The following is a 23494-nucleotide window of genomic DNA, read 5'->3' as shown; positions in this document are numbered from 1 at the left end:
CGAAACCGGGCAAGTGTGACGCGGGCCCGGTTCCGACACCCGTTGGATCAGCCGTGGATCAGGCCCACAGGGCGTCGATCGCCTTCAGGATCCGCTGCTCGGAGATCGAGTACGGCGTCCCCAGCGGCTGCGCCCACAGGCTCACCCGCAGCTCCTCGATCATCCAGCGGATGTTCAGCACGCCCTCCTCGTCGCGCCGCTCCGGCGGCAGCTCGTCGAGCAGCTCGGCGTAGGCGTCCTGCATCCGGATGACCGTGCTGGTGCGGTCCCGGTCGCGGACGGGATCCTCGGTCAGCTTCACCAGGCGGCGCTCGGTCGCCTTGAGGTAGCGCAGCAGGTCGGGCAGGCGGCGCAGCCCGGTCTCGGCGACGAAGCCGGGACGGATCAGCTCCTTCAGCTGCGCGCGGACGTCCGTCAGGCCCGTCAGCAGCGCCAGACTGTTGCCGATGCCCTTGAGCCGCTCCTGCACCCGGTGGTGCACGGCCAGGATGTTCGCGGTCTTCACCACCGCGTCCGCCGTGGCCTCGTTCAGCTCGCCGCGCACGTGGTCGCGGAGCCTGGCGTAGTCCTCGCCGTCCCAGGCCGGACCGCCCGCGTCGGCGATCAGCTTGTCGGCGGCCGCCGTGAGGCAGTCGGCGAACAGCGCCTCGGTGCTGCCGTGCGGGTTGGCGGCCAGCGCCAGCTTGGCGCCGTTGCCCAGGCGCGCCTGGATCGAGTTGATCGGCGAGTTGACCCCCAGAAGGATCAGCCGACGGGTGCCCGCCGCCATCGCGTTGCGCTGCTCGTGCGGGGTGTCCAGCAGCTGCACGGAGACCGAGTCGCCGTCGTCGACCAGCGCCGGGTAGCCCTTGACGGTCGCGTTGCCGCGCTTGGTCTCGAAGGTGTGCGGCAGCTCGCCGATGGTCCACTTGGTCAGGCCGCGCTTCTCCAGCCCGCCCGCCGCCTTGGCGATGGCCTGCTGGGTGCGGGACTTCAGCTCCAGCTTGAGCCGGTCCAGGTCCTTGGCCTCGGCCAGCTTGTGGCCGCGCTCGTCCTCGACGCGGAAGGTGATCCGCAGGTGGTCCGGCACCGCGTCCAGGTTCCAGCTGTCACGCGGGACGGGCAGACCGCGCAGCCGGTGCAGCTCCCACTCCAGGAGCTCGACCAGCGGTTTCGTCTCGGCCTCGTCCGCGTGCGCGGTCAGCGCCCGGATCAGGCGCTTGGCGTAGTCGGGGGCGGGCACGAAGTTGCGGCGCAGCGCCTTGGGCAGCGAGCGGATCAGCGCGGTGACCAGCTCCTCGCGCAGACCCGGGATCTGCCAGTCGAAGCCGGTCGGCTTGACCTGGTTCAGCAGGGTCAGCGGGATGTGGACGGTCACGCCGTCCTGCTCCGTGCCCGGCTCGAACTGGTAGGTGAGCGGCAGCTCCAGCTCGCCCTGGTGCCACACCGAGGGGTAGTCCCGCTCGGTGACGGCCTCCGCGCTGTCGTTGACCAGCAGCTCGGGCGTGAAGGTCAGCAGGTCGGGCTTGGCCCGGTGCGCCTTCTTCCACCAGCTGTCGAAGTGGGCCCCGGAGACGACCTCCTGGCCGACCCGCTGGTCGTAGAAGTCGAACAGGGTCTCCTCGTCGACGAGGATGTCCCGTCGCCGGGCCCGGTTCTCCAGCTCCTCGACCTCGTCGAGCAGCTTGCGGTTGTCGTGGAAGAACCGGTGGTGGGTGCGCCAGTCGCCCTCGACCAGCGCGCGGCGGATGAACAGCTCGCGCGAGAGCTCCGGGTCGATCTTGCCGTAGCCGACCTTGCGGCCCGCCACCAGCGTGAGCCCGTAGAGGGTGACCCGTTCGAGGGCGACGACCTGGCCGCGGTCCTTCTCCCAGTGCGGCTCGCTGTAGTTCCGCTTGATCAGGTGCGGGGCCAGGTCCTCGATCCACTGCGGCTCGACCTTGGCCGCGATGCGTGCCCACAGGCGGGAGGTCTCGACGAGCTCGGCCGCCATCACCCAGGCGGGCGTCTTCTTGAACAGGGCCGAGCCCGGGAAGACGGCGAACTTGGCGCCGCGGGCACCGAAGTACTCCTGCTTCTCGGCGTCCTTGGAGCCCACGTGGGAGAGCAGGCCGGACAGGAGCGAGCGGTGGACGGCGTCCCCGTCGACCTCGTCGGGCATGTGCGCCGCGCCGAGGTCCACGTCGAGGGACTTGGCCACCTGGCGCAGCTGCGCGTCGATGTCCTGCCACTCGCGGATACGCAGGTAGTTGAGGAACTCGGCCTTGCACATCCGCCGGAACTGGCTGCTGCTGAGCGCCTTCTGCTGCTGCTTCAGATAGCGCCAGAGGTTCAGGTAGCTCAGGAAGTCCGACGTCGGGTCGGTGAAGCGGGCGTGCTGCTGGTCCGCCTGGGTGCGCTTCTCGACGGGCCGCTCGCGCGGGTCCTGGATGGAGAGCGCGGCGGCGATCACCATGACCTCGCGGATCACGCCGTTCTTCTCCGCCTCCAGCACCATGCGCGCCAGGCGCGGGTCGACTGGGAGCTGGGCCAGCTTGCGGCCTATGGGCGTGAGCCGCATGGCCTTGCCCTGCTGGGCGGCGGTGTCGCTCTCCAGGGCGTGCAGCTCCTGGAGCAGGTCGACGCCGTCCTTGATGTTGCGGCGGTCCGGCGGCTCGATGAACGGGAACGCCGAGATGTCGCCCAGGCCCGCCGCCGTCATCTGGAGGATGACCGAGGCGAGGTTGGTGCGCAGGATCTCCGGGTCGGTGAACTCCGGGCGGGCGAGAAAGTCGTCCTCGGAGTAGAGCCGGATGCAGATGCCGTCACTGGTACGACCGCAGCGGCCCTTGCGCTGGTTGGCGCTGGCCTGCGAGACGGCCTCGATCGGCAGCCGCTGAACCTTGGTGCGGTGGCTGTAGCGCGAGATGCGGGCCGTGCCCGGGTCGATCACGTAGCGGATGCCCGGGACGGTGAGGGAGGTCTCCGCGACGTTGGTCGCCAGCACGATCCGGCGGCCGGTGTGCGCCTGGAAGACGCGGTGCTGCTCGGCGGAGGAGAGCCGGGCGTAGAGCGGGACGACCTCGGTGCCCGGGAGCTTGGCCTTCTCCAGGGCCTCGGCGGTGTCGCGGATCTCCCGCTCGCCGGAGAGGAAGACGAGGATGTCGCCCTGGCCCTCGAAGCCCAGCTCGTCCACGGCCTCGACGATCGCCTGGACCTGGTCCCGGTCCCGGTCCCGGTCGATGCCGCTGTTGCCGTCGCTCTCGTCGTCATCGTCGACACTGTCGTCGATGATCGGGCGGTAGCGGACCTCGACCGGATAGGTACGGCCGGACACCTCGATGATCGGGGCGTCCCTGTCGGTGCGCGGGTCCGCGAAGTGACGGGCGAAGCGCTCCGGGTCGATGGTCGCCGAGGTGATGATCACCTTGAGGTCCGGGCGCTTGGGCAGCAGCTGCTTGAGATAGCCCAGGATGAAGTCGATGTTGAGGCTGCGCTCGTGCGCCTCGTCGATGATCAGGGTGTCGTACTGGCGCAGCATCCGGTCGTTCTGGATCTCGGCCAGCAGGATGCCGTCCGTCATCACCTTGATCGCGGTCTGCTCGCCGACCTGGTCGGTGAACCGGACCTTCCAGCCGACGGTCTCGCCGACCTCGGAGCGCAGCTCCTCCGCGACGCGCTCGGCGACCGTGCGGGCGGCGATGCGGCGCGGCTGCGTGTGCCCGATCAGGCCGCGGATGCCGCGGCCCAGCTCCAGGCACATCTTGGGGATCTGGGTCGTCTTACCGGAGCCGGTCTCACCCGCGATGATCACGACCTGGTGGTCGCGGATCGCTTCGAGGATGTCCTCCCGGCGGCCGCTGACCGGCAGCTCCTCCGGGTACGCCGGAGTCGGCACGGTCGCCCGGCGGTTCTCCAGCCGCAGCTCGGCGGCGTCGACCTCGGCGGTGATGGACGCGAGGACGCGCTCGCGCTTCTCGGGCTCGCGCATCTTCCGCAGGCCTTCGAGTCTGCGTCCGAGTCGCTCCTCGTCGCGGAGCGAGAGCCCGCTCAGGCGAGTGACCAGTGCGCCGAGCTCCCCGCTCGGCACGGACGCGGAGTCCTGCGCGGACCCGCGGGCGGGCCGTCGGCGGGGGCGGGGGGAGGCGGTGTTCTGCTGCTGGGTTCCCATTGCACGGACAAGCGTACGCAAGGCGGTGTGGCGGTTGTCGACCAGTTATCCGCGGAGCGGATCAAAGGCGGCGTTCCGCGGAGCGGATCACGGCGGGCCTGCGGAGCGGAGCACAGGCGGTGTGCCGCGGATCAAGGCGGGCCTGCGGAGCGGAGCACAGGCGGTGTGCCGCGGGGCGAGCGCAACCGGACGTTCACGTACTTCGTCCCAGTCCCGGGGAACGATCATCGTCCGGTGTCCGCCGGACGGCGGGGGACGGGGGACGGGTGAGGGCGATGGCGCGTCGTCGCAGGGTCGAGCCGGCACTGGTCCTGGGAGCGGTGGCGGTCTCGGTCGGGGCCGCGGCGAGCGGGGAGTTGGCGCTGCACGGCACACTGGCCGGCTCGTTCTGGACGGTCTGCGCCGGTCTCGGCGTCCTCGCGCTGACCGCACATCTCGCGGTGCGTCGCTGGGCGCCGTTCGCGGATCCGCTGATCCTGCCGATCGTGGTGCTGCTGACCGGCCTCGGGCTGGCGATGGTCCACCGGCTCGACATCAGCTACGCGCTCGTCGGCCTCGACGCTTCCGAGCGTCGCGCCGAGGCCCCGCAACAGACGCAGTGGACCGTCCTCGCGGTCGTGCTCTTCGCGGTGGTCCTGCCGCTGGTGAAGCACCACCGGGTGCTTCAGCGCTACACCTACCTGACGATGGCGGGCTCGCTGGTGCTGCTCATGGCGCCGGCGTTCTTCCCGGCCGTGAACGGGGCGAAGCGCTGGATCTCGCTGGGGCCGGCCCACGTCGAACCGGACGAGTTCGCGAAGATCGGCATGATCGTGTTCTTCGCCGGTTACCTGATGGCGAACCGCGACGTGCTCGTCATGGTCGGCCGCCGCGTCTGGGGCGTGAGCCTGCCGCGGATGCGCGACCTCGGTCCGCTGCTGGCGGTGTGGGTGGTGTGCCTGCTGGTGCTGGTCGTCGAGGTCGACCTGGGCACCTCGCTGATCGTGTTCGGCATCTTCGTCCTGATGCTGTACATCGCGACCGAACGGGTGGGCTGGGTGGCTGTCGGCCTGCTGCTGGCCGTGGCCGGAGGTGGCGCGGTCGGCGTGACCTCCTCCCACGTCGGCCAGCGCGTCACCGCCTGGCTGCACCCGATGGACGCCTTTCTGCCCCACCCGACCGTCACCGAACAGCCGGCGCAGGCACTGTTCGCGCTCGCCCACGGTGGCATCCTCGGCACCGGTCTCGGCCAGGGCCAGCCGTGGCTGATCCGCTCCGCGGGCCGCAGCGACTGGATCCTCGGCGCGTTCGCGGAGGAGCTGGGCACGGCCGGGTTGATGGCGCTGCTGGTGCTCTACGTCCTGCTGGCGCAGCGCGGCTGGAGGACCGCGCTCACCCTCACCGATCCCTTCGGCAAGCTTCTCGCCGCGGGGCTCGGCTGCGTCGTCGTGCTGCAGGTCTTCGTCGTGGCCGGCGGCGTCATCGGCCTGTTGCCCGAGACGGGAAAGGCCCTGCCCTACCTTTCCCAGGGTGGGTCCTCGGCCGTGGCCAACTGGCTGCTGGCCGCGCTGATGATCAAGCTCTCCGATGCCGCGGGCCGCACCGAGAGCCGACCGGCGCCGAACCCGGCGGAGACCCTGACCATCAGCGCCGCCGAAATCCAGGCCCGGGCGGGCCACCCTGCGCACCACCGCGACTGAACGGGCCTGTGCGGTCCGATCACCGGCTTCGCCGAGTGCGGTCCGATCACCGGCCCCGCCGACTGCGGTCCATCACCGGCTCCGCCGGTAGTGGACCATGCCGTCCGCCGGGGGGACCGGGACGCGGGTGAAGCCCGCGCGGAGGAGGACCGCCTGGGAGGGAGTGTTGTCCGGCGCGGTCCGGGCCGTCACGGCCCGGACGTCAGGGGCCTCCAGGGCGAGCGCCGCCAGCGCGGCGACCGCCTCCGTCGCATACCCGGCACCGCGCGCGGCGGGCGCGAGCTCGTAGCCGAGCTCGACCTCGCCGGTCGCGGTGGGCGGCCCGTGGAACCCGATCCCGCCGACGGCGCGGTCGTCGGCACCGCGGACGATCACGTACATGCCCCACGGCGGCACGTACCACCCGACCTCCGCGGCACGCGCGGTGATCCCCGCCAGCTCCCACACACCCGACCCCGGCGCCCCCTCGATCCAGTCGAACCCACTGGGGTCGAACGGTGGAGGCGCGAGGCAGAGCCGCAGACGGGGGGTGGTGAGAAGCACCTGTCGACTATGCCATGTTGCTGCACCATCAGGGGCGCGGGGCTGCGACATGTGCGGCTCCTCCCCCAGCCTTCGGCCGGGAGGTGCCCCAGAGGTGCCCCCTGCGTGGGCGCGAGCAACCACTGATGAGCGGATGGCCCTGCTCGTCCGGTGCGCTACGTGGGTGGGCGGCTTGTAGCGCCTTCGCGGCGGAGCCGCGTATCGGCAGAGCCCCGCGCCCCTGAGGTCAGTGCAACTTGAGCAGGAGCTTGCCCGTGCTGCTGCGGCCTTCGAGCAGCGCGTGCGCCTCGCCGGCGCGCTCCAGCGGGAACTCGCCGGTGACCGGGATCGTGATCCCCGCCCGCTCCGCCTCGCGGAACGCCCGTTCGGTCAGGAGCCGGAGCCGGGCCGGGTCGGCGGCCCCCAGGCCGAGGATGCTGAAGGCGGAGACGGAGAGCCCGCGGCCGGCGAGGTCGGCCATGCCGGCGCTCCAGGGCGCGGCGTCGCTCGCGTTGCCGAAGGAGACGGCGCGGCCGAAGCGCGCCAGCGCGGCGATGCTGCGGTTCCAGCTCTCGCCGCCCACCGGGTCGAGTGCCACGTCGACCCCGCGGCCGTCCGTCGCGGCCCGCGCCTGCTCGTCGAAGTCCTCGCCGACGAGGATCTCGTCGTAACCGAACTCCTTCGCGTACGCGGCCTTCTCGGGGCGCGAGACCACGCCGAGGACCCGCCCCGCGCCGGCGGCGCGCGCCAGCTGGCCGGTCACCGTGCCGACACCGCCGGCCGCGCCCTGGACCAGGACGGTCTCGCCCTCGCGCAGGCGTGCCACGTCGTGGACCAGGGCGTAGCCCGTCGCGAGGACGGTGCCCAGCGCGGCGGCGTCGCGCAGGTCGAGGGCGTCGGGGACGGCGAAGGTGGTGGCGGCCGGGGCGATCGCGGTCTCGGCGTAGCCCTTGCCGTTCAGCATGGCGAAGACGTGCTGTCCCACGGTCAGTCCGGTCACGTCCTCGCCGAGGGCGCGGACCGTGCCGGAGACCTCCAGTCCGGGGTGGAACGGGAGGGTGTCGACCCGGTAGCCGACCGAGCGAGCCTTGGCGTCGGCGAAGTTGACGCCGACCCAGTCGACCGCGACAGCGACCTCGCCGGGGCCGGGCTCGGGCTCGGGCAGGTCCACGACCTGGAGCACTTCGGGACCGCCCAGCCGATCGAACGTGACAGCGCGCATGACGTGGTTCCCCCAGCGGAGTTAGAGTGTTCGGCGGACGTCGAACACTTTCCTGCTCCGAGTGTACGACTTTCGTCGAACACTTCAAGGTGTTTCAAGGTCATTCGAGAGGAGGCCGACGGTGGCCGGACATCGCGCGGCGCCGCAGCACCGCGATCCGAGGGACGTCCCCGTCGAGACGGTCTTCGCCGCGCTCGCCGATCCGGTGCGACTGGAGATCGTCCGGCAGCTGTGGGGGAGCGAGGACTGGGCGCGGGCCTGCGGCTCCTTCGACGTGGCCGTCGGCAAGGCCGGACTGAGCCACCACTTCGCCGTGCTGCGCGACGCCGGCCTGGTCGAGCAGCGTGACGAGGGTGCGCGGCGGGTGAACCGGGCCCGGCGCGCGGAGGTCGAGGCGGCGTTCCCCGGCCTGTGGCAGCTGGTGAACCAGCCCCACTGACGCGACCGGGCGCGCTCAGAACCCCGGCCCCTCCTCGTCGCCCAGCTCGGACTCGGCCGGCTCCCCGCCCTTGGCGTCGGCGTAGCGCTCCACGATGTGGGTGTCCATCGGGAAGTGGACCGGGGTGTCGCCGAAGACCAGGCGCCGGGCCTCGTCGGCCGAGGCCGTCACGGCCGCGGCGACGGCGTCGGCCAGCGGGGCGGGGCTGTGCACGACGATCTCGTCGTGCTGGAAGAAGACCAGCCGGGCCCGCTCGCCCGCCGGGCCGGAGGGCAGCTCGGCCAGGCGGCGGCGCAGGGCGGCGATCAAGGCGAGGGCCCAGTCCGCCGCGCTGGCCTGGATGACGAAGTTGCGCGTGAACCGCCCGCGTGAGCGGGCCGCGGAACCGGCGCGGCCGCCTCCCTCCTCCGACAGTGCGTCCACGTCCCCGCCGTAGGCGGCCGCCGTCGCGTCCTGCCAGGCGGCGGAGGGAGGCGGGCAGACCCGGCCGAGGCGGGAGCGGACCGTGCCGCCGGCCTCGCCCGTCCGGGCGGCAGACTCGACCAGGCCCATCGCCTGCGGGAAGCGGCGCCGCAGGATCGCCAGCAGTGGACCGACCTCGCCGCTGGTCTGTCCGTACATCGCGCCCAGCAGGCCGAGCTTGGCCCGGGCCCGGTCCCCGCCGAAGGCGTCCGCCGCCAGCCCCGCGTACAGGTCGCCCGCGGCGCCCGCCCGGATCAGGCCGGGGTCGCCCGACAGCGCGGCCAGCACCCGCGGCTCCAGCTGCCCGGCGTCCGCGACCACCAGCCGCCAGCCCGGATCGGCGACGACCGCCCCGCGCAGGATGCGCGGGATCTGTAGCGCCCCGCCGCCCCGGCTCGCCCAGCGCCCCGAGACGACGCCGCCCACGACGTACTCCGGCCGGAAGCGCCCGCCGCGCACCCAGGCGTCGCGCCACGCCCAGCCGTGGGCCGCGTAGATCCGGGAGAGCTCCTTGTAGCGCAGCAGCAGCGGCGCGGCCGGATGGTCGACCTGGCGAAGCAGCCAGTTCCTGGTCGAGGGCAGGCTGACGCCCTGTTTGGCGAAGGCCTGCAGCACCTGGCCGGGGGAGTCCGGGTTCAGCTGGCGTGCGTGCAGGGCCTCCTGGAGCTCGACGCCGAGCGCCGCGAGCTTGGGCGGGCGGGCGCCGCTCGCCGCCTGGGCGGCCGTCGGCCGGGCGCCCAGCAGCTCCTCCAGCAGGGCGTCGTGGACGGCGGTGCTCCACGGCAGGCCGTCGTAGGTCATCTCGGTGGCCACCAGCCCGCCCGCGGACTCGGCCGCGACCAGGAGCCGCAGCCCGTGCCGCTCCGCCTCGGGCACGGCGGAGAGCCGGCGCAGCTGCTCCGCGTGCACGGCGACCAGGGCGGCCAGTGGATCGGAGCCCGGTTCGAGCCGGCTGCGGTCCGGTGCGAAGAGGGCGTCCTGCGCGTGCGTGTCGGCCTCCGCGCCGGCCAGGCCGAGCGGCAGGTCCTCGGGCACGGGCAGGCCGTTCAGGCGGGCGAACGCGGCCCCCAGCGATCGCGGCTCGCCGTAGTGGCCCTCGTGGGCGAGCAGCAGCGGCTCGACCAGCTTGACGTCGTGACAGCGGCCGAGGCGGCTGTCGGGCAGCCGGGGGAGCAGCCGCGGGTACACCTCGTCCGTGGCGGACCACACCCAGCGCGGGCGGTCCGACCGCTCCCGCTCGGCCATCGCGGCGGCCAGATCGGCGACCCGGAGGGCCCGCCCGGCCGGCTCGCCGCGCTCGTCCAGCGGCTGGAGCCGTCCGCCGGGACCGTCCTGGTCCGCGTCGACCGCGATCCGCAGCTCCGCCACTGTCCGTCGTCCCCGTCCTGACCGTCCTGATCCCGATCCCTCTGTCGCGAACGTAGCACCGGGCACTGACAAAGGGCTGGAGTCGCACGACTCGCTCTAGCAGCTTACTTATCGGACAAAAAGGGTGAATGTTGCATATCATTCGATCATGGGCGGGAGGGGTCCGCCTGTGACGAACCAGAGAGGGGTCGTGCCGGTGCACTGGTTCACCGACCACATCTTCAAGCCCTACCCAGAGCTGTTGATCTTCCTCACCGTGGCCATCGGCTTCCTCGTCGGCAAGCTGCACTACAAGGCCATCGGGCTGGGCGCGGTGACGGGCTGTCTCATCGCGGGTCTGTTCACCGGATGGGCGACCGGAGTCTCGATCAACGGCACGGTCAAGTCCGTGTTCTTCATCATGTTCCTGTTCGCCCTCGGCTACAAGGTCGGTCCGCAGTTCTTCCGGGGGCTGAAGAAGGACGGTCTGCCGCAGGTCGGCGTGGCCGTCGTGGTCTGCCTCACCGGCCTCGGCGTCTGTTACGGCTTCGACAGGATGCTCGGCTACGGCCCCGGCCTCGGCGCCGGCCTGCTCGGCGGCGCCCTCACGCAGTCGGCGGTCATCGGTGTCGCCCAGGACGCCATCGGCGGCCTGCACGGCATGACTCACGACCAGATCACCGCGCAGCAGAACCTGGTGCCCATCGGCTACGCGGTCACCTACCCCCTCGGCACCATCCTCTGCGCGATCCTGCTCGCCAACATCGCGCCGCGCCTGCTCAAGAGCGACCTGAAGAAGGACTCCGCCCAGCTGGCCAAGGAACTGGACGCGCCCACCTCCAACCCGGACCTCGGCGAGGGCTACTACGAGGTCGTGCTGCGCGCCTACAGCGTCGACGGGACCCCCATCAGCGGCATGACCATCGACGCCTTCGAACAGCAGCAGAAGGACCTCGGCCGCCGCGTCTACGTCACCCGGATCCGTCGCGAGGGCGCGATCCTGGACCACACGCAGCAGACCGTGATCGAGCACGGCGACACCGTGGCCGTCAGCGCCCTGCGGCACGACCTCGTCGCACTGCGCCCCGCCCAGGTCATCGGCAGCGAGACCGACGACGTGGAGCTGCTCGGCTACCAGACCGAGACGCTGCACGTCGTCGCGTCCGAGAAGGCACAGCTCGGCAAGACCGTGGCGGAGCTGCGGGCGGAGCCGTTCATGGTCGGCGTCTACATCGACAAGATCTACCGCTCGGGCTCGGAGTTCCCCTACCGGCTCTCCACCAAGGTCGAGCGCGGCGACACGCTCGTCCTGACCGGCCCCAAGCGCCTGGTCGACCCGGCGGGCGCGGCCATCGGCAAGCCGGTGCCGACCAGCTTCGCCACCGACATGGTCTGGGTGGGCCTGGGCATCTTCCTCGGCGGCTGCATCGGCATCCCCTCGCTGACCGCGGGGGGTGTCCCGATCAGCCTCTCCACCTCGGGTGGCGCGCTGATCATGGGTCTGGTCTTCGGCTGGATCCGCGGCAAGTACCCCACCTTCGGCAACGTTCCGCCGGGTGCCCAGTGGTTCATGGACACGCTCGGGCTCTGCCTGTTCATCGCCGTCGTCGGCATCAACGCCGGGCCGGGCTTCACCAGCGGCCTGAGCCAGGCCGGCTGGGGGCTGCTGATCTGGGGCGCCGTGGCCACCGTGATCCCGCTGATCGTCGGCATCCTGGTCGGTCACTTCGTCTTCAAGATCAGAACCCCGATCCTGATGGGCGTCGTCGCCGGGTCGCAGACCACGACGGCCGCCATCGGCGCGATCAACGAGTCGGCCGAATCGCAGGTGCCGACGCTCGGCTACACGATCCCCTACGCGGTGGGCAACGTCCTGCTGACCATCTGGGGCGCCGTCATCGTCGCGCTCCTCGCCTGAACCTCCCTGGCTCCCACTCTCCCGCTTCGCCGAAACCCGTTCCCAGCTGGACAGTCCCGAAAGGCATGTCATGGCCAAGCCGTCCGTGAGCCGCGAGGAGATGCAGCGGCTCTCCTCGCTCAGCCCCTTCGAGCTGAAGGGGGCCTTCATCGCCCTGGCCGAGAAGTACGCGGAGGGACAGAAGGGGAAGTCCACCGCGAACATGCTCAACGCCGGACGCGGCAACCCGAACTGGATCGCCACGACCCCCCGCGAGGCCTTCTACGCGCTCGGCTACTACGCGCTGACGGAGAGCCGTCGCGTCTGGACCGCGGACAACCTCGGCGGCATGCCCGAGAAGGAGGGCATCGGCGGACGGTTCGACGCGTGGGTCCGCAGCCACCCCGAGCTGCCCGGGGTCGAGATGCTCAAGGACTGCGTCGACCTGGCCGTCCAGCGTTTCGGCTTCGACCGCGACGCCTGGATCCACGAGCTCACCGACTCGATCATCGGCGACAACTACCCCGTGCCGGACCGCATGCTGGTCCACGCCGAGCAGGTGGTCCGCGGCTACCTGCACGACGAACTGATGCAGGCAAAGCCGCCGGCGGGCAACGAGCTCGACATCTTCGCGACCGAGGGCGGCACCGCCGCCATGTGCTACATCTTCGACTCGCTGATGAAGAACGGGCTGCTGCACAAGGGCGACAAGATCGCGCTGATGACGCCGGTCTTCACCCCTTACATCGAGATCCCCGAACTCGAGGACTACGAGTTCGACACGGTCATGGTCTCGGCCAACAAGTTCGCCGAGACCGGTGTGCGCGAGTGGCGCTACCCGGCCGAGGAGGTCGCCAAGCTGGAGGACCCCGCGGTCAAGCTGCTCTGCCTGGTCAACCCGAGCAACCCGCCCTCCCTGGCGCTGTCGCAGCGGGTCACCGACCAGATCAAGCAGATCGTCGCGACGAAGAACCCCAACCTGATCATCGTCACCGACGACGTCTACGCCACCTTCGTCAACGGCTTTCGCACCATCGCCACCGACCTGCCCCGCAACACGCTGCTCGTCTACTCCTACTCCAAGCACTACGGCGCGACCGGGCACCGCCTGGGCGTGATCGGCCTGGCCCAGGACAACGTGATCGACGACGCGATCGCCGCGCTCGGCCCGGACGAGAAGGCGCGCCTGAACAAGCGCTACGGCACGCTGACGCTGGAGCCCGAGAAGATCCGCTTCATCGACCGCCTGGTCGCCGACTCACGGCAGGTGGCGCTGAACCACACCGCCGGCCTCAGCCTGCCGCAGCAGGTGCAGATGGTGCTCTTCTCCCTCTTCGACCTGCTGCCCGAGGGTCAGGACTACAAGGCCAAGCTCCAGGGCATCGTGCGGCAGCGACTGGAGCTGCTGCTCGAGGGCTCCGGCATGAAGATCGCCGAGGACAGCGGGCGGGCCGGCTACTACATCGAGCTCGACCTGCTGGCCGAGGCCGAGCGCGTGGGCGGGCAGCCGTTCGCCGACTACCTGAAGGCGAACTACGTCCCGACCGAGCCGCTGTTCCGCCTGGCCGAGCAGACCGGCGTGGTGCTGCTCAACGGCGGCGGCTTCGACGGGCCGGAGTGGTCGGTGCGCGTCTCGCTCGCCAACCTGGACGACCTGGACTACCTGAAGATCGGCCACCACCTGAAGGAGATCTTCGCCGACTACCGCGACGAGTGGGAGCAGGCGAAGTAGACGTCGCGGCAGGTGTGACGCTGAGGGGTGCGGGCGGCAGCCCGCACCCCTCTTGTGGGTCGCCCGCCTCCGCGCGCTCTGGTCCTCTGGTCCCCTCTGGCTCGCGACCCCTCAGGCGCTGCGCAGCGGCATGAAGAGGTAGCGGTAGCCGTCGTCGCCCGCCACCGTGAGGACGGCCGGACGGGTGGGCGTCGTGTAGTGCAGCTCCACCTCCTCGCCAGGGAGCGCGGACAGGCCGTCGACCAGGTACCCGGCGTTGGCGGCGAGCGTGATCGGCTCCGCCGTCGCGGGGAAGACCGCGTCCAGTGTCTGCCGCCCCCGTGCCTCGCCGCCCGCGCCCGCGTCGACGGTGACCCGCCCCGCGGTGAAGGCCAGCCGGACCGGCCGGTGCCGGTCCGCGACGAGCGCGATCCGCCGCACCGCCTCCAGCAGGGGCTGACGCTCGATCACGGCGCTGCCGGCGTAGGCGGTCGGGAAGACGGCCTGGTACCTGATGAAGTCCGCGCCGAGCAGGCGCGTCGTGGCCTCCTGCCCGCCGGCCGAGAAGCCGATCAGCCCGCCGCCCGGAGCGGAGTCGTCGGGAGCGGCGGAGACGGCGATCCGCTCGCCCTTGGCGAGGGAGCGGGCTATCTCGTGCAGGGCGCGCGCGGGGACGAGGGCCACGACCGGGTCCACCGGCTCCTGCGGCTTCTCCGGCTCCGCTCCCGCGGCCTCCGCGGCGGGCGTCCACGGGATGTCCCGGACGGCGAGCCGGTAGCGGTCGGTGGAGACCAGGCGCAGCGTCCGGGGGGAGAACTCCAGCCGTATCCCGGTGAGGAACGGCAGCGTCTCGTCCCGCCCCGCGACAACGGCGACCTGCGCCACCGCCTCCGCGAACAGCCCGCCGTCGACCGAGCCCAGTACGGGCGGCAGCGCGGGCAGGTGCGGGTAGTCCTCCACCGGCACGAGCGGCAGCTCGAACTGCACCGGACCGCAGCGCAGCGTCAGCTCCGACCCGGCGGCCACGAGCTCGACCTCGTGGCCGCCGCCGGGCAGCGCCCGGGCCAGATCGGCGAGGAGCCTGCCCGGCACCAGGGCCGAGCCGGGCTCGTCGACCTCGGCCTCGGCGAGGAACCGGGCGGACACCTCGTAGTCGAACCCGGCGACGGCGAGTGACCCCGCACCCGCGCCGTCCTGAACCGCTGTCAGCAGCAGCCCGGCGAGCGCCGGCACCGCCGACCGGGCCGGGAGCGCGTGGGCCGCCCAGGAGACGGCCTCGGCCAGGGTTTCGCGGGAGAGTCGCAGTTTCACGTCAGGGCCGCTTTCGTGCGAGGGACGGTCAGCTTCGTGTGCTGACCGCATCCTGCACCCCGGCACTGACAACGACCGGTGGAGCGCGAGCCGGTGCCGGTCCGTCAGGAGGGCGTGACGCTCAGTCCGAGCCCAGGGGTGCCGCGGCGGACGGCGACCGCGCCGCGCGGGGCGGTCAGGCGGAGCCAGGCCGGGTGGCGGTGAAGGGCGATCTGCGGGGCCTGCCGCAGCAGGCCGGTGAGGTGAGCGGCGTGGAGGGCGCGCAGCGTCAGACCCGAGGGGTGGACCCGGCGGGACCAGATCGCCTCGGCCAGCGCGTCGCCGCCCTCGGCGGCCTCGGCAGCGGCACGGAACTCACCGATGGCGGCCGCGACGGCCGCGGCCAGCGGGGCCGTCGCCAGGTCCTCGACGTGCTCCCAGCCGGAGCGCGGCGGGAGCAGCCCGGCCCACGCCGGGCCGGTGATCGCGGGCGGAAGGGCGACGCCCGCGCCGGAGGCGGCACCGGTGCCGGAGCGGGAACCGGAGACGTCGTCGGTATCGGGGGCCTGCCGGACCAGCTCGTCCAGCCACTGGCCGGCCGAGACGGTCACGTCGAGCACGTGCGGCCGGGCGAGCCGCGCGGTGCGGACCACCAGCGGGCCGCTCTGGCCCAGCGGGATGCGGGCGAAGACGGCCAGTGTGGTCCCGGCCGTCTGCAGGCGTACGGCGGCGGCGCGGTCGTAACGCAGCAGGCGCTCCAGGAACTCCGCGAGCGGCGCGGCCTCCTGCGCGGCGGCGAGCCGCAGCGGCTCGACGGCGGTACTCATCGGCTCTCCTCCGACCGCTCGTTCACGCCGCGACCGTGCTCGGTTCCAGGTACTCGGCCAGGAAGGCCCGCTCGCCCTCGGTCAGTCGGCGCGGTCGCGCCGCCGCCAGGTCGTAGGGGACGCAGACGGTCTTGGCCCGGGCGTAGACCTTGTCCTTGCCGTCGGGGCCGGCCCCGACGTCCTTGACCTCGTAGGTCACGGTGAAGGACGCGCGGCCGAGCTTGGTGATCCAGGTCTCGATGATGATCGGCTCGGGCCGGTAGACCAGCGGGATCAGGTAGTCGATCTCGTGCCGGGCCACGACCGAGCCCTCGGCCATGGCCTTCTCGCCGACCTCGCCCGCCGTGGTGAAGGTGAAGTCGATCCGGGCCTCCTCCAGGTAACGGAGGAAGTTCACATTGTTGACGTGCCCGAACACGTCCATGTCGGACCAGCGCATCGGGCAGGCGTATATGTGGCGGGCCACGGACTCTCCGTCGTTAGGTACTGCCGGGGTGGGTGGGACGAGGACCGCCCCACCCACCCTGGATTGCTCGCTCAGTCGCGGGTGAGCTTCTTGTAGGTGGCGCGGTGCGGACGGGCCGCGTCCGAGCCCAGGCGCTCGATCTTGTTCTTCTCGTAGGACTCGAAGTTGCCCTCGAACCAGAACCACTTCGAGTTGCCCTCGTAGGCCAGGATGTGGGTGGCCACCCGGTCCAGGAACCAGCGGTCGTGGGAGATGACCACGGCGCAGCCGGGGAACTCCAGCAGCGCGTTCTCCAGCGAGCTCAGGGTCTCGACGTCGAGGTCGTTGGTGGGCTCGTCGAGGAGGAGCAGGTTGCCGCCCTCCTTGAGGGTCAGCGCCAGGTTCAGGCGGTTGCGCTCACCACCGGAGAGGATGCCGGCGGCCTTCTGCTGGTCCGGGCCCTTGAAGCCGAACGCCGAGACGTAGGCGCGGGACGGCATCTCGACCTGGCCGACCTGGATCCAGTCCAGACCGTCGGAGACGACCTCCCACAGCGTCTTGTTCGGGTCGATGTTGGCGCGGCTCTGGTCGACGTAGGAGACCTTGACCGTCTCGCCGACCTTGACGACGCCGGAGTCCGTGGACTCCAGGCCGAGCATCATCTTGAAGAGCGTGGTCTTGCCGGCGCCGTTGGGGCCGATGACGCCGACGATGCCGTTGCGCGGCAGGGTGAAGCTCAGGTCGTCGACCAGGACCTTGTCACCGAAGGCCTTCGCCAGGTGCTCGGCCTCGATGACGATGGAGCCCAGGCGCGGGCCCGGCGGGATCTGGATCTCCTCGAAGTCCAGCTTCCGCATCTTGTCGGCCTCGGCCGCCATCTCCTCGTAGCGGGCGAGACGGGCCTTGGACTTGGCCTGGCGGCCCTTGGCGTTGGAGCGGACCCACTCCAGCTCGTCCTTGAGGCGCTTGGCGCGCTTAGCGTCCTTCTGGCCCTCGATCTTGAGGCGGGACTGCTTGGTCTCCAGGTACGTGGAGTAGTTGCCCTCGTAGGGGTAGGCGCGCCCGCGGTCGAGCTCCAGGATCCACTGGGCGACGTTGTCGAGGAAGTACCGGTCGTGGGTGACGGCGACCACGGTGCCGGCGTACTTCTCCAGGTGCTGCTCCAGCCACTGGACCGACTCGGCGTCCAGGTGGTTGGTGGGCTCGTCGAGCAGCAGCAGGTCGGGGGCCTCCAGCAGCAGCTTGCAGAGCGCGACGCGGCGCTTCTCGCCACCGGAGAGGTTGCCGACCGCCCAGTCGCCGGGCGGGCAGCCCAGCGCGTCCATGGCCTGCTCGAGCTGGGCGTCGAGGTCCCAGGCGTTGGCGTGGTCGAGGTCCTCCTGGAGCTTGCCCATCTCGTCGAGCAGCGCGTCGGAGTAGTCGGTGGCCATCAGCTCGGCGATCTCGTTGAAGCGGTCGAGCTTCTTCTTGATCTCGGCGACGCCGTCCTGGACGTTCTCGAGCACGGTCTTGCTCTCGTCCAGCGGCGGCTCCTGCAGCAGCATGCCGACGGTGAAGCCGGGGGAGAGGAACGCGTCGCCGTTGGACGGCTGCTCCAGACCCGCCATGATCTTCAGCACCGTGGACTTACCGGCGCCGTTGGGACCCACGACGCCGATCTTCGCTCCAGGCAGGAAGCTGAGCGTCACGTCGTCAAGGATGACCTTGTCGCCGTGCGCCTTTCGCGTCTTGCGCATGGTGTAGATGTACTCAGCCAAGATGAACCGTCCGGCGTCGTTGGTGTGTGGCTACAGCCTTCCATTGTGCCGCACCGGTGGAGAGTGCCCGAACGCCCGGTGATCAGGCCCGCCCCTACGCCGGACCGGGCTGGGCCGGGGCCCCCGGCGCCGGGCCTGCGGCGTCCGCGCCCACCGCGCCCGCCTCGCCCCCCGAACGCGCCGAGGGGGCAGCCGCGAGGAGGAGCACGTGGCCCCCGGTGCCGGCCTCGCCGCCCCGCTCGCCCGGCGGGGCCTCGGCCCGCGCCGGGGCGCGCCGCTGCTCGGCGACGCGGCTCCGCTCGGCCGCCGGGGCCATTGGCTCGGGGCGACCGCGCGGCGTCCTGCGGAAGACCGTGGTGCCCCGGGCCAGGTCGTGCCCGAGCGCCGTGGCCTCGATCTCGGCGGAGACCCCCTTGGCCTGGCCGCCCGTGCGCTCCCACTCGCGGACCCGCATCCGGCCCGTCACCAGGAGCGGATCGCCACAGCCGATCGACGTCAACGCGTTCTCGGCGAGGCTTCGCCAGGCCCATACTGTGAAGTAGCTGGTGTCGCCCTCCACCCAGACCTGCCTCGGGCGATCGAAGCGGCGCTCCGTCGTCGCGAGGCGGAAGTGCGCCACCGGCACCCCGCCGACCGTCGTCGCGTACCTGACCTGGCTCACCGCGACTCCGACGAGGGTGACCAACGTGCCGTTCATCATCGTGCAGCCCCCACTGGTCGTCCTCCGGCCCCACCGGGGCCGCCTGGGACCACCCTGTCGCGCACCGGGGACATCCGTGCGCGAGCGGCGCGGTCCTGTGGACAACCGGGGCCTGTGGACAACTTCGCCACCCTTACGGGTGCACTTTCACCGGACCGTCACAGTCCTCGTCCGGCCGTGCGACTCCATAACGGCTGAGGGAGCAGCGCCGTAACGAGTGAACAACAGCAGCGCTCCATTGTTCCGCGACCGCTGCGCCCGCCCTACCCCACCTGCGATTATCAGACCGCTTCGCAGCAGGATTCGCCCGAACGACCCTGCCGCAAGCACCCGACGCCACGCCCGGCGCTGCTTATCCTGTCCCACGACAGGCCCGGCTGCCCCGCCAGGCTCCGCGCCATGCCCCCGTAGCTCAGTGGATAGAGCAGGTGCCTTCTAAGCACTTGGCCGCAGGTTCGAGTCCTGCCGGGGGCGCTCGAGTGGAACCTCTGACTCCTCAGGTCTGCTGCGGTGTCTCCGCAGGTCAGAGGCTTGACGTTTGATGGCGTGTACATTACCAGGCGTCTGCTATGAGCAACAGGGGCAGTCCGGTTCCGGGCGGCGGCGCAGGTCGGCGAGCCGACCGGGCCGCAGGGCGCGATCGGGTGCGACTCCCCGAGGCGCGGCCATGACGATCCCTTGTCGGCGACCTGGCCCGCTGCTAGTTTGAACGTTCATATGAACGTTCAAACGTATCTTGCGCAGTTCCAGGAGCCGGCCGGCTACCTGGACTTCGGGCGCTTCGGGCCGATCTCCGCCGCGGCGGCGGAGGCGCTCGGGGACGCTGTCGGGCTGATGGCCGGGCACGGGTGGGGCGCGCTGGAGGCGCTGGACGCGGCGGCGGTGCGGGCGGCGCGGAGTGCCGGGCGGTTGCTCGGGGCGCGGGAGGAGGAGGTCGCGTTCGTCGGGTCGACCTCGCACGGGATGTTCGCGGCCGCGTTCGGCTTCGTCGGTCGGGGCGGGAGCGTGCTGGTCGGGCGGCGCGACTTCCCGGCGGCGGTCTATCCGTGGCTGCGGGCCGAGGAGTGCGGCGGGCCGGCCGTCCGGCTGCTGGACGGCCCGGCGACGGTCGACGCCGTCCGGGCGCGGTTGACGCCCGACGTGCGTGCGGTTTCCGTCTGCGCGGTGGACGGAGTGACCGGCTTCCGCGCGCCGTTGGCGGAGCTGAAGGAGCTGATCGGCCCCGACCGGGTGCTGGTCGTGGACGCCGTGCAGGCCCTCGGGGCCGTGCCCGTGGCGGCCGACGCGGCAGACGTGCTCGTGTGCGGTGGGCAGAAGTGGCTGCGGGCGGGCTGGGGGGCCGCGTTGCTGCTGGTGCGCGAGCGGGCCAGGGAGCAGCTGCGGCCCGGTCTCGGCGGCTGGTCCGGAGTGGTCGATCCGCTGGGCGGTTTCGACCACCCGCGCCCGCCGCTGCCCGGGGCGCGGGCGCACACGCTCACCAACCCCGACGGACCCGCCGTCGCCGCGCTCGGGGCCGGGTTGCGGCTGGTGCTGGACGTCGGGGTCGACCGGATCCACGCGCTGATCGAGGGGGTCCTCGGTGAGCTCGGCGAGGCCGCCCGCTCGACCGGGCTGCGCTGGGACCGTGGTCAGCCCGCGGCCGGCTCGGGCGTGGGAGCCGGGAGCGGGTTCGCGCGGATCGCGATGCCGGGGGTCGATCCGGCGGTGCTGCACGCGGCGCTCCGCGACGCCGGGCTGACCACGACGCTGCGCGGCGAATGGATCCGGCTCTCCCCACACGCGTCCACGACCGTCCGCTCGCCGGACGCGGCGGCGCGCCTGCGCGCGGCGGTCGTGGCGATGGAACGCCGCTCGCCCGGTTGGCGGCCGCAGCCGCAGCAGGCGCGGACCGGATGAGCCGTGCGGGCACGGGTCCGCGACCGCACCAGGCAGCCTCTGCCGTATTGCCCGGAGGCAGGGGCTGTCCGGTGCGGTCGCGGACCGGGCAAGCCGTGCCCGCCCGCGCAACCACAACGATCAGCAGCAGACACAGGGGAGGGAACGGAAGATGACGATCACTCAGGACGTCTGGGAGCCGTACGCGGTGGCCGCGGACGGCGCCGGCGCGCTGCCACGGCCGGTGCGTGCGGGCGAGCTGACGCTGCTGGTGACCGGGGACGCGCGGATCGAGGAGGTCGGCGCGCGGGTGGTCGAGGTGGACGTCCGCGCCCCCGGACCGGAGCCTGCCACCGACGCCGACGGTCGGGGGGCCGTGCGGATCGAGTGGCGGGTGCCGTGCGTCGACGCCGTCGCCTACTGGACGCCCTGCGCCTCGGACGGGGCCGGCTGGCTGCCGGCCGCGTGGTCGGCGCCGCGGCGGGTGTCGCTGGCCGCCGACGCGCCGGTCGGTGCCCTGGTCGGTACCGGGGACCTGGGGATCTGCACCTTCGCGGTCCAGCCCGCCGGGGCCGACGGCGAGGTGCTGATCGGTGCCGGAGTGGTCGAGGAGACCGGCGAGTTCCGCGTCTGGCTCCAGGCGCGGGGGCGGCTGACGGTCCGGATCGACACCTCCCGACGGCACTTCGCCGCATGCCTGGAGGGGGTCGCCGACTGGTGGCGGCGGGGCGGGCAGGACCGGCCCGTGCGCGTGCCCGACGCCGCGCGCCGCCCCGCCTACTCGACCTGGTACTCGATGCACCAGCAGGTCACCCCGGAGGCGGTGGAGCGCCAGGCGGCGCTCGGCAAGGAGCTCGGACTCGACACGATCATCGTGGACGACGGCTGGATGACCGGCGACCGCGGGCGCGGCTACGGCCACTGCGGCGACTGGGACCCCGTCTCGCTGCCGGAAACCGCCGCGCACGTGGCGCGTGTGCACGCGCTCGGCGTGCGCTACCTGCTCTGGTACGCGCTGCCGTTCGTGGGCCGGGCGAGCTCGGTGTGGGAGGAGTTCCAGGGCTACGCGCTCGCCCGCGTCGACGAGTTGGACGCCATCGTGGTCGATCCCCGCTACCCGGCCGTCCGCGCGCATCTTGCGGAGCGGCTGGCGCGGGCGGTCGAGGAGTGGCACATGGACGGCCTGAAGATCGACTTCGTTGACCGCTTCCACGTCGCGGAGCCGCCACCGGCCGGACCGGAGGCCGACTGCGGACGCGTGGACGAGGGGGTGGAACTCCTGCTCGCGGAGATCCGCCGACGGATCGACGCCGCCATGCCGCACGCCATGGTGGAGACGCGGCAGCCCTACGTCTCGCCCGGCCTGTGGCCGTACGCGACGATGATCCGTGCGGTGGACTGCCCTCTCGGGCCGGGCGAGAACCGTCGCCACGTCATCGACACCCGGCTGGTGGCCGGGCCTCTCGCGGTCCACGCGGACATGCTGATGTGGCACCCGGACGAGCCCGCCGAGCAGATCGCCTGCCATCTGATCAACGTGCTCTTCGCCGTCCCGCAGATCTCCGTCGACCTTGCCGCGCTGCGCGAGGAGCAGCGGGAGGCGCTGGCGTTCTGGCTGGGGGTGTTCCGTGACCGTGCCGATCTGCTGCAGCGCGGCGCGCTGCGCCCGGCCCGACCGGACCTGGGCTACGCCCTGGTCCGGTCGGAGGGTTCGGCGGGGCAGGACGGGAGGCCCGGGGCGGGCGTGGCGGTCGCGCGCTACGCGGCGTTGCCGGTGGACGTGTCCGGCGAGTGGCGGGAGCTGCTGATCGCCAACGCGGACGCCGATCCGTGCGTCGTGCTGCGGGGTGGCACCGGCCGGGTGACGGCTGTCGTCCAGGACGCGCGCGGGCGGACCGTCGCCCGGGAGGTCTTCGGCCTCGGCTCCGGAGCGGGCGGGGTGGGCGGAGCGGGCGGGGTGGCCACGGTGGACGTGCCGCGTGGCGGGCTGGTTACGCTGACCAGGGAGTGAGCGGGGCGGCGAGCGGTCGGCGTCGGCAGTGGCAGTGGCAGTGGCCTTGGCAGCAGCGGAAGAGGAACGGCACGGGTGAGCGTGACGGCAGCGGGGGACACGGACGGCCCGGACGGGTCGGCGAGCCCGAACGGCGCGGGAGGTTCCGGCGGTCCGCGGCGTCGGCGACGCGGCGGGGCGACGATCGAACACGTCGCGCGCGAGGCCGGGGTCTCCCGGCAGACGGTGTCCAACGTGCTCAACGCGCCCGAGCGGGTGCGCCCGGAGACGCTGGAGCGGGTCCGCGCGGTGATCGAGCGGCTCGGCTACCAGCCGGACCAGTCCGCGCGGTCGCTGCGCACCGGTGAGCGCCGCACGCTCGCCTACCTCGCGCCCGTGGACGATCCGCACGACCCCAACCCGCTGATGGGCGGCTTTCTGGAGGCGCTGGTCGACGCGGCCGGCGCGGCCGGGTACCGGGTGCTGCTGTTCCGGCCCCGGCCCGGAACGACCGACCCGACCGCCGCCGTCGACGAGTTGATCGCCGCGCGGCAGGTGGACGGCTTCGTGCTCGCCGACGTGCTGGCCGGCGACCTGCGGGTGCGGCATCTCACCTCGACCGGGCTGCCGTTCGCGGCCTTCGGCCGCACCGGGCCGGACATGCCACAGAGTTGGGTCGACATCGACAACGCGGCGGCGATGGACGCGGTGGCGGCGCACCTCGCCGAACGCGGGCACCGCCGCGTCGGCTACCTCGGGCCGTCCGACGACGCGGACCTGCCGTGGCTGGCCGAGCGGCGCAGGGGATTCCGGGAGGCCGCGGGGCGGCACGGCCTGGAGCTGGTCGCGGAGCCCGCCGAGGCGGGTCTCGCGGCGGCCGCCCGCGCGTTGCTCCGGGCTCCGGCGGGGCGGGTGACGGCCGTCGCCGCGGCGACGGACCTGTGCGCCCTGACGGCGTACGAGGCGGTGCGGGGTGCGGGGTTGGCGGTCGGCGCGGACATCGCGGTGGTCGGCTTCCACGACCTGCCGCTGTGCCGGGTGCTCCAACCGCCGCTCAGTTCCGTGCGGTTGCCGCTGCGCAGGCTCGCCTCCGAGCTGGTGGACGGCCTGCTCGCCCAGATCCGCGGCGGCGAGGCCCCGCCCTCCGGCGTGCTGCTGGCCGCCGAGCTGATCGTCCGCGCCAGCAGCACCACCTGACCCAC

16 protein-coding genes and 1 tRNA gene are annotated in these 23494 nt (G+C 72.3%); 8 read left to right on the top strand and 9 right to left on the bottom strand.

What is annotated here, in order from left to right; translation table 11 throughout:
• Positions 1 to 58: 58 nt before the first annotated feature.
• The gene (gene hrpA / locus ABH931_RS11525) at positions 59 to 4129 is read right to left on the bottom strand and encodes an ATP-dependent RNA helicase HrpA (protein ID WP_370112271.1); all 4071 of its coding nucleotides are present in this window, start codon (positions 4127 to 4129) and stop codon (positions 59 to 61) included.
• Between the two features lie 275 nt (positions 4130 to 4404).
• On the opposite strand from hrpA, the gene ABH931_RS11520 reads away from it, so the two are divergent.
• A complete protein-coding gene (locus ABH931_RS11520) occupies positions 4405 to 5808 on the top strand; it encodes an FtsW/RodA/SpoVE family cell cycle protein (protein WP_370112270.1) in 1404 nt (467 codons plus the stop codon).
• A gap of 72 nt (positions 5809 to 5880) precedes the next feature.
• On the opposite strand, the gene ABH931_RS11515 is transcribed toward ABH931_RS11520, so the two are convergent.
• Both ABH931_RS11515 and ABH931_RS11510 read right to left on the bottom strand, forming a co-directional pair.
• Positions 5881 to 6351, bottom strand: a complete 471-nt coding sequence (locus ABH931_RS11515) for a GNAT family N-acetyltransferase (protein ID WP_370112269.1) — start codon at positions 6349 to 6351, stop codon at positions 5881 to 5883.
• 226 nt (positions 6352 to 6577) lie between these two features.
• A complete protein-coding gene (locus ABH931_RS11510; RefSeq protein WP_370112268.1) occupies positions 6578 to 7552 on the bottom strand; it encodes a zinc-binding alcohol dehydrogenase family protein in 975 nt (324 codons plus the stop codon).
• A 121-nt stretch (positions 7553 to 7673) separates the two neighbouring features.
• On the opposite strand from ABH931_RS11510, the gene ABH931_RS11505 reads away from it, so the two are divergent.
• A complete protein-coding gene (locus ABH931_RS11505; protein WP_370112267.1) occupies positions 7674 to 7991 on the top strand; it encodes an ArsR/SmtB family transcription factor in 318 nt (105 codons plus the stop codon).
• Positions 7992 to 8006: 15 nt separating this feature from the next.
• Here the strand turns inward: ABH931_RS11505 and ABH931_RS11500 are convergent, their stop codons facing one another.
• On the bottom strand, positions 8007 to 9821 hold the full coding sequence (locus ABH931_RS11500) for a bifunctional 3'-5' exonuclease/DNA polymerase (protein ID WP_370112266.1): 1815 nt from the start codon (positions 9819 to 9821) through the stop codon (positions 8007 to 8009).
• 169 nt (positions 9822 to 9990) lie between these two features.
• Here ABH931_RS11500 and aspT point away from each other — a divergent pair, with 169 nt between their 5' ends.
• Both aspT and ABH931_RS11490 read left to right on the top strand, forming a co-directional pair.
• Complete coding sequence (gene aspT, locus ABH931_RS11495; protein ID WP_370112265.1) at positions 9991 to 11718, top strand: aspartate-alanine antiporter; 1728 nt, start codon at positions 9991 to 9993, stop codon at positions 11716 to 11718.
• Between the two features lie 70 nt (positions 11719 to 11788).
• Complete coding sequence (locus ABH931_RS11490; protein ID WP_370112264.1) at positions 11789 to 13429, top strand: bifunctional aspartate transaminase/aspartate 4-decarboxylase; 1641 nt, start codon at positions 11789 to 11791, stop codon at positions 13427 to 13429.
• Between the two features lie 111 nt (positions 13430 to 13540).
• Here the strand turns inward: ABH931_RS11490 and dnaN are convergent, their stop codons facing one another.
• The 5 genes from dnaN to ABH931_RS11465 form a co-directional block, all read right to left on the bottom strand.
• Positions 13541 to 14719, bottom strand: coding sequence for a DNA polymerase III subunit beta (gene dnaN / locus ABH931_RS11485; protein ID WP_370112263.1), 1179 nt, complete (start codon positions 14717 to 14719; stop codon positions 13541 to 13543).
• Positions 14720 to 14823: 104 nt separating this feature from the next.
• The gene (locus tag ABH931_RS11480) at positions 14824 to 15525 is read right to left on the bottom strand and encodes a hypothetical protein (protein WP_370112262.1); all 702 of its coding nucleotides are present in this window, start codon (positions 15523 to 15525) and stop codon (positions 14824 to 14826) included.
• Positions 15526 to 15547: 22 nt separating this feature from the next.
• Positions 15548 to 15991 carry an acyl-CoA thioesterase gene (locus tag ABH931_RS11475; RefSeq protein ID WP_370112261.1) on the bottom strand — a complete coding sequence of 148 codons (444 nt, stop codon included), beginning with the start codon at positions 15989 to 15991 and terminating at the stop codon, positions 15548 to 15550.
• Between the two features lie 71 nt (positions 15992 to 16062).
• Positions 16063 to 17727: an energy-dependent translational throttle protein EttA gene (ettA, locus tag ABH931_RS11470; protein WP_370112260.1), complete on the bottom strand. Its 1665-nt coding sequence runs from the start codon at positions 17725 to 17727 to the stop codon at positions 16063 to 16065.
• Positions 17728 to 17821: 94 nt separating this feature from the next.
• The gene (locus tag ABH931_RS11465; protein ID WP_370112365.1) at positions 17822 to 18424 is read right to left on the bottom strand and encodes a single-stranded DNA-binding protein; all 603 of its coding nucleotides are present in this window, start codon (positions 18422 to 18424) and stop codon (positions 17822 to 17824) included.
• Between the two features lie 404 nt (positions 18425 to 18828).
• Between ABH931_RS11465 and ABH931_RS11460 the strand changes: the two genes are divergently transcribed.
• The 4 genes from ABH931_RS11460 (at position 18829) to ABH931_RS11445 (ending at position 23489) form a co-directional block, all read left to right on the top strand.
• Positions 18829 to 18901: transfer RNA gene (locus ABH931_RS11460), tRNA-Arg, on the top strand.
• 243 nt (positions 18902 to 19144) lie between these two features.
• Entirely contained in the window at positions 19145 to 20323 is a 1179-nt protein-coding gene (locus tag ABH931_RS11455; protein WP_370112259.1) for an aminotransferase class V-fold PLP-dependent enzyme, read from the top strand.
• 151 nt (positions 20324 to 20474) lie between these two features.
• Entirely contained in the window at positions 20475 to 22313 is a 1839-nt protein-coding gene (locus ABH931_RS11450) for a glycoside hydrolase family 36 protein (protein ID WP_370112258.1), read from the top strand.
• A 75-nt stretch (positions 22314 to 22388) separates the two neighbouring features.
• Positions 22389 to 23489, top strand: a complete 1101-nt coding sequence (locus ABH931_RS11445) for a LacI family DNA-binding transcriptional regulator (protein ID WP_370112257.1) — start codon at positions 22389 to 22391, stop codon at positions 23487 to 23489.
• The last annotated feature ends 5 nt before the right edge of the window (positions 23490 to 23494 follow it).

Source organism: Streptacidiphilus sp. MAP12-33 (assembly GCF_041261265.1).
Lineage (GTDB): Bacteria > Actinomycetota > Actinomycetes > Streptomycetales > Streptomycetaceae > Streptacidiphilus.
The sequence above is the reverse complement of the archived record's forward strand: the minus strand, read 5'-3'. Positions and strand labels throughout refer to the sequence as shown.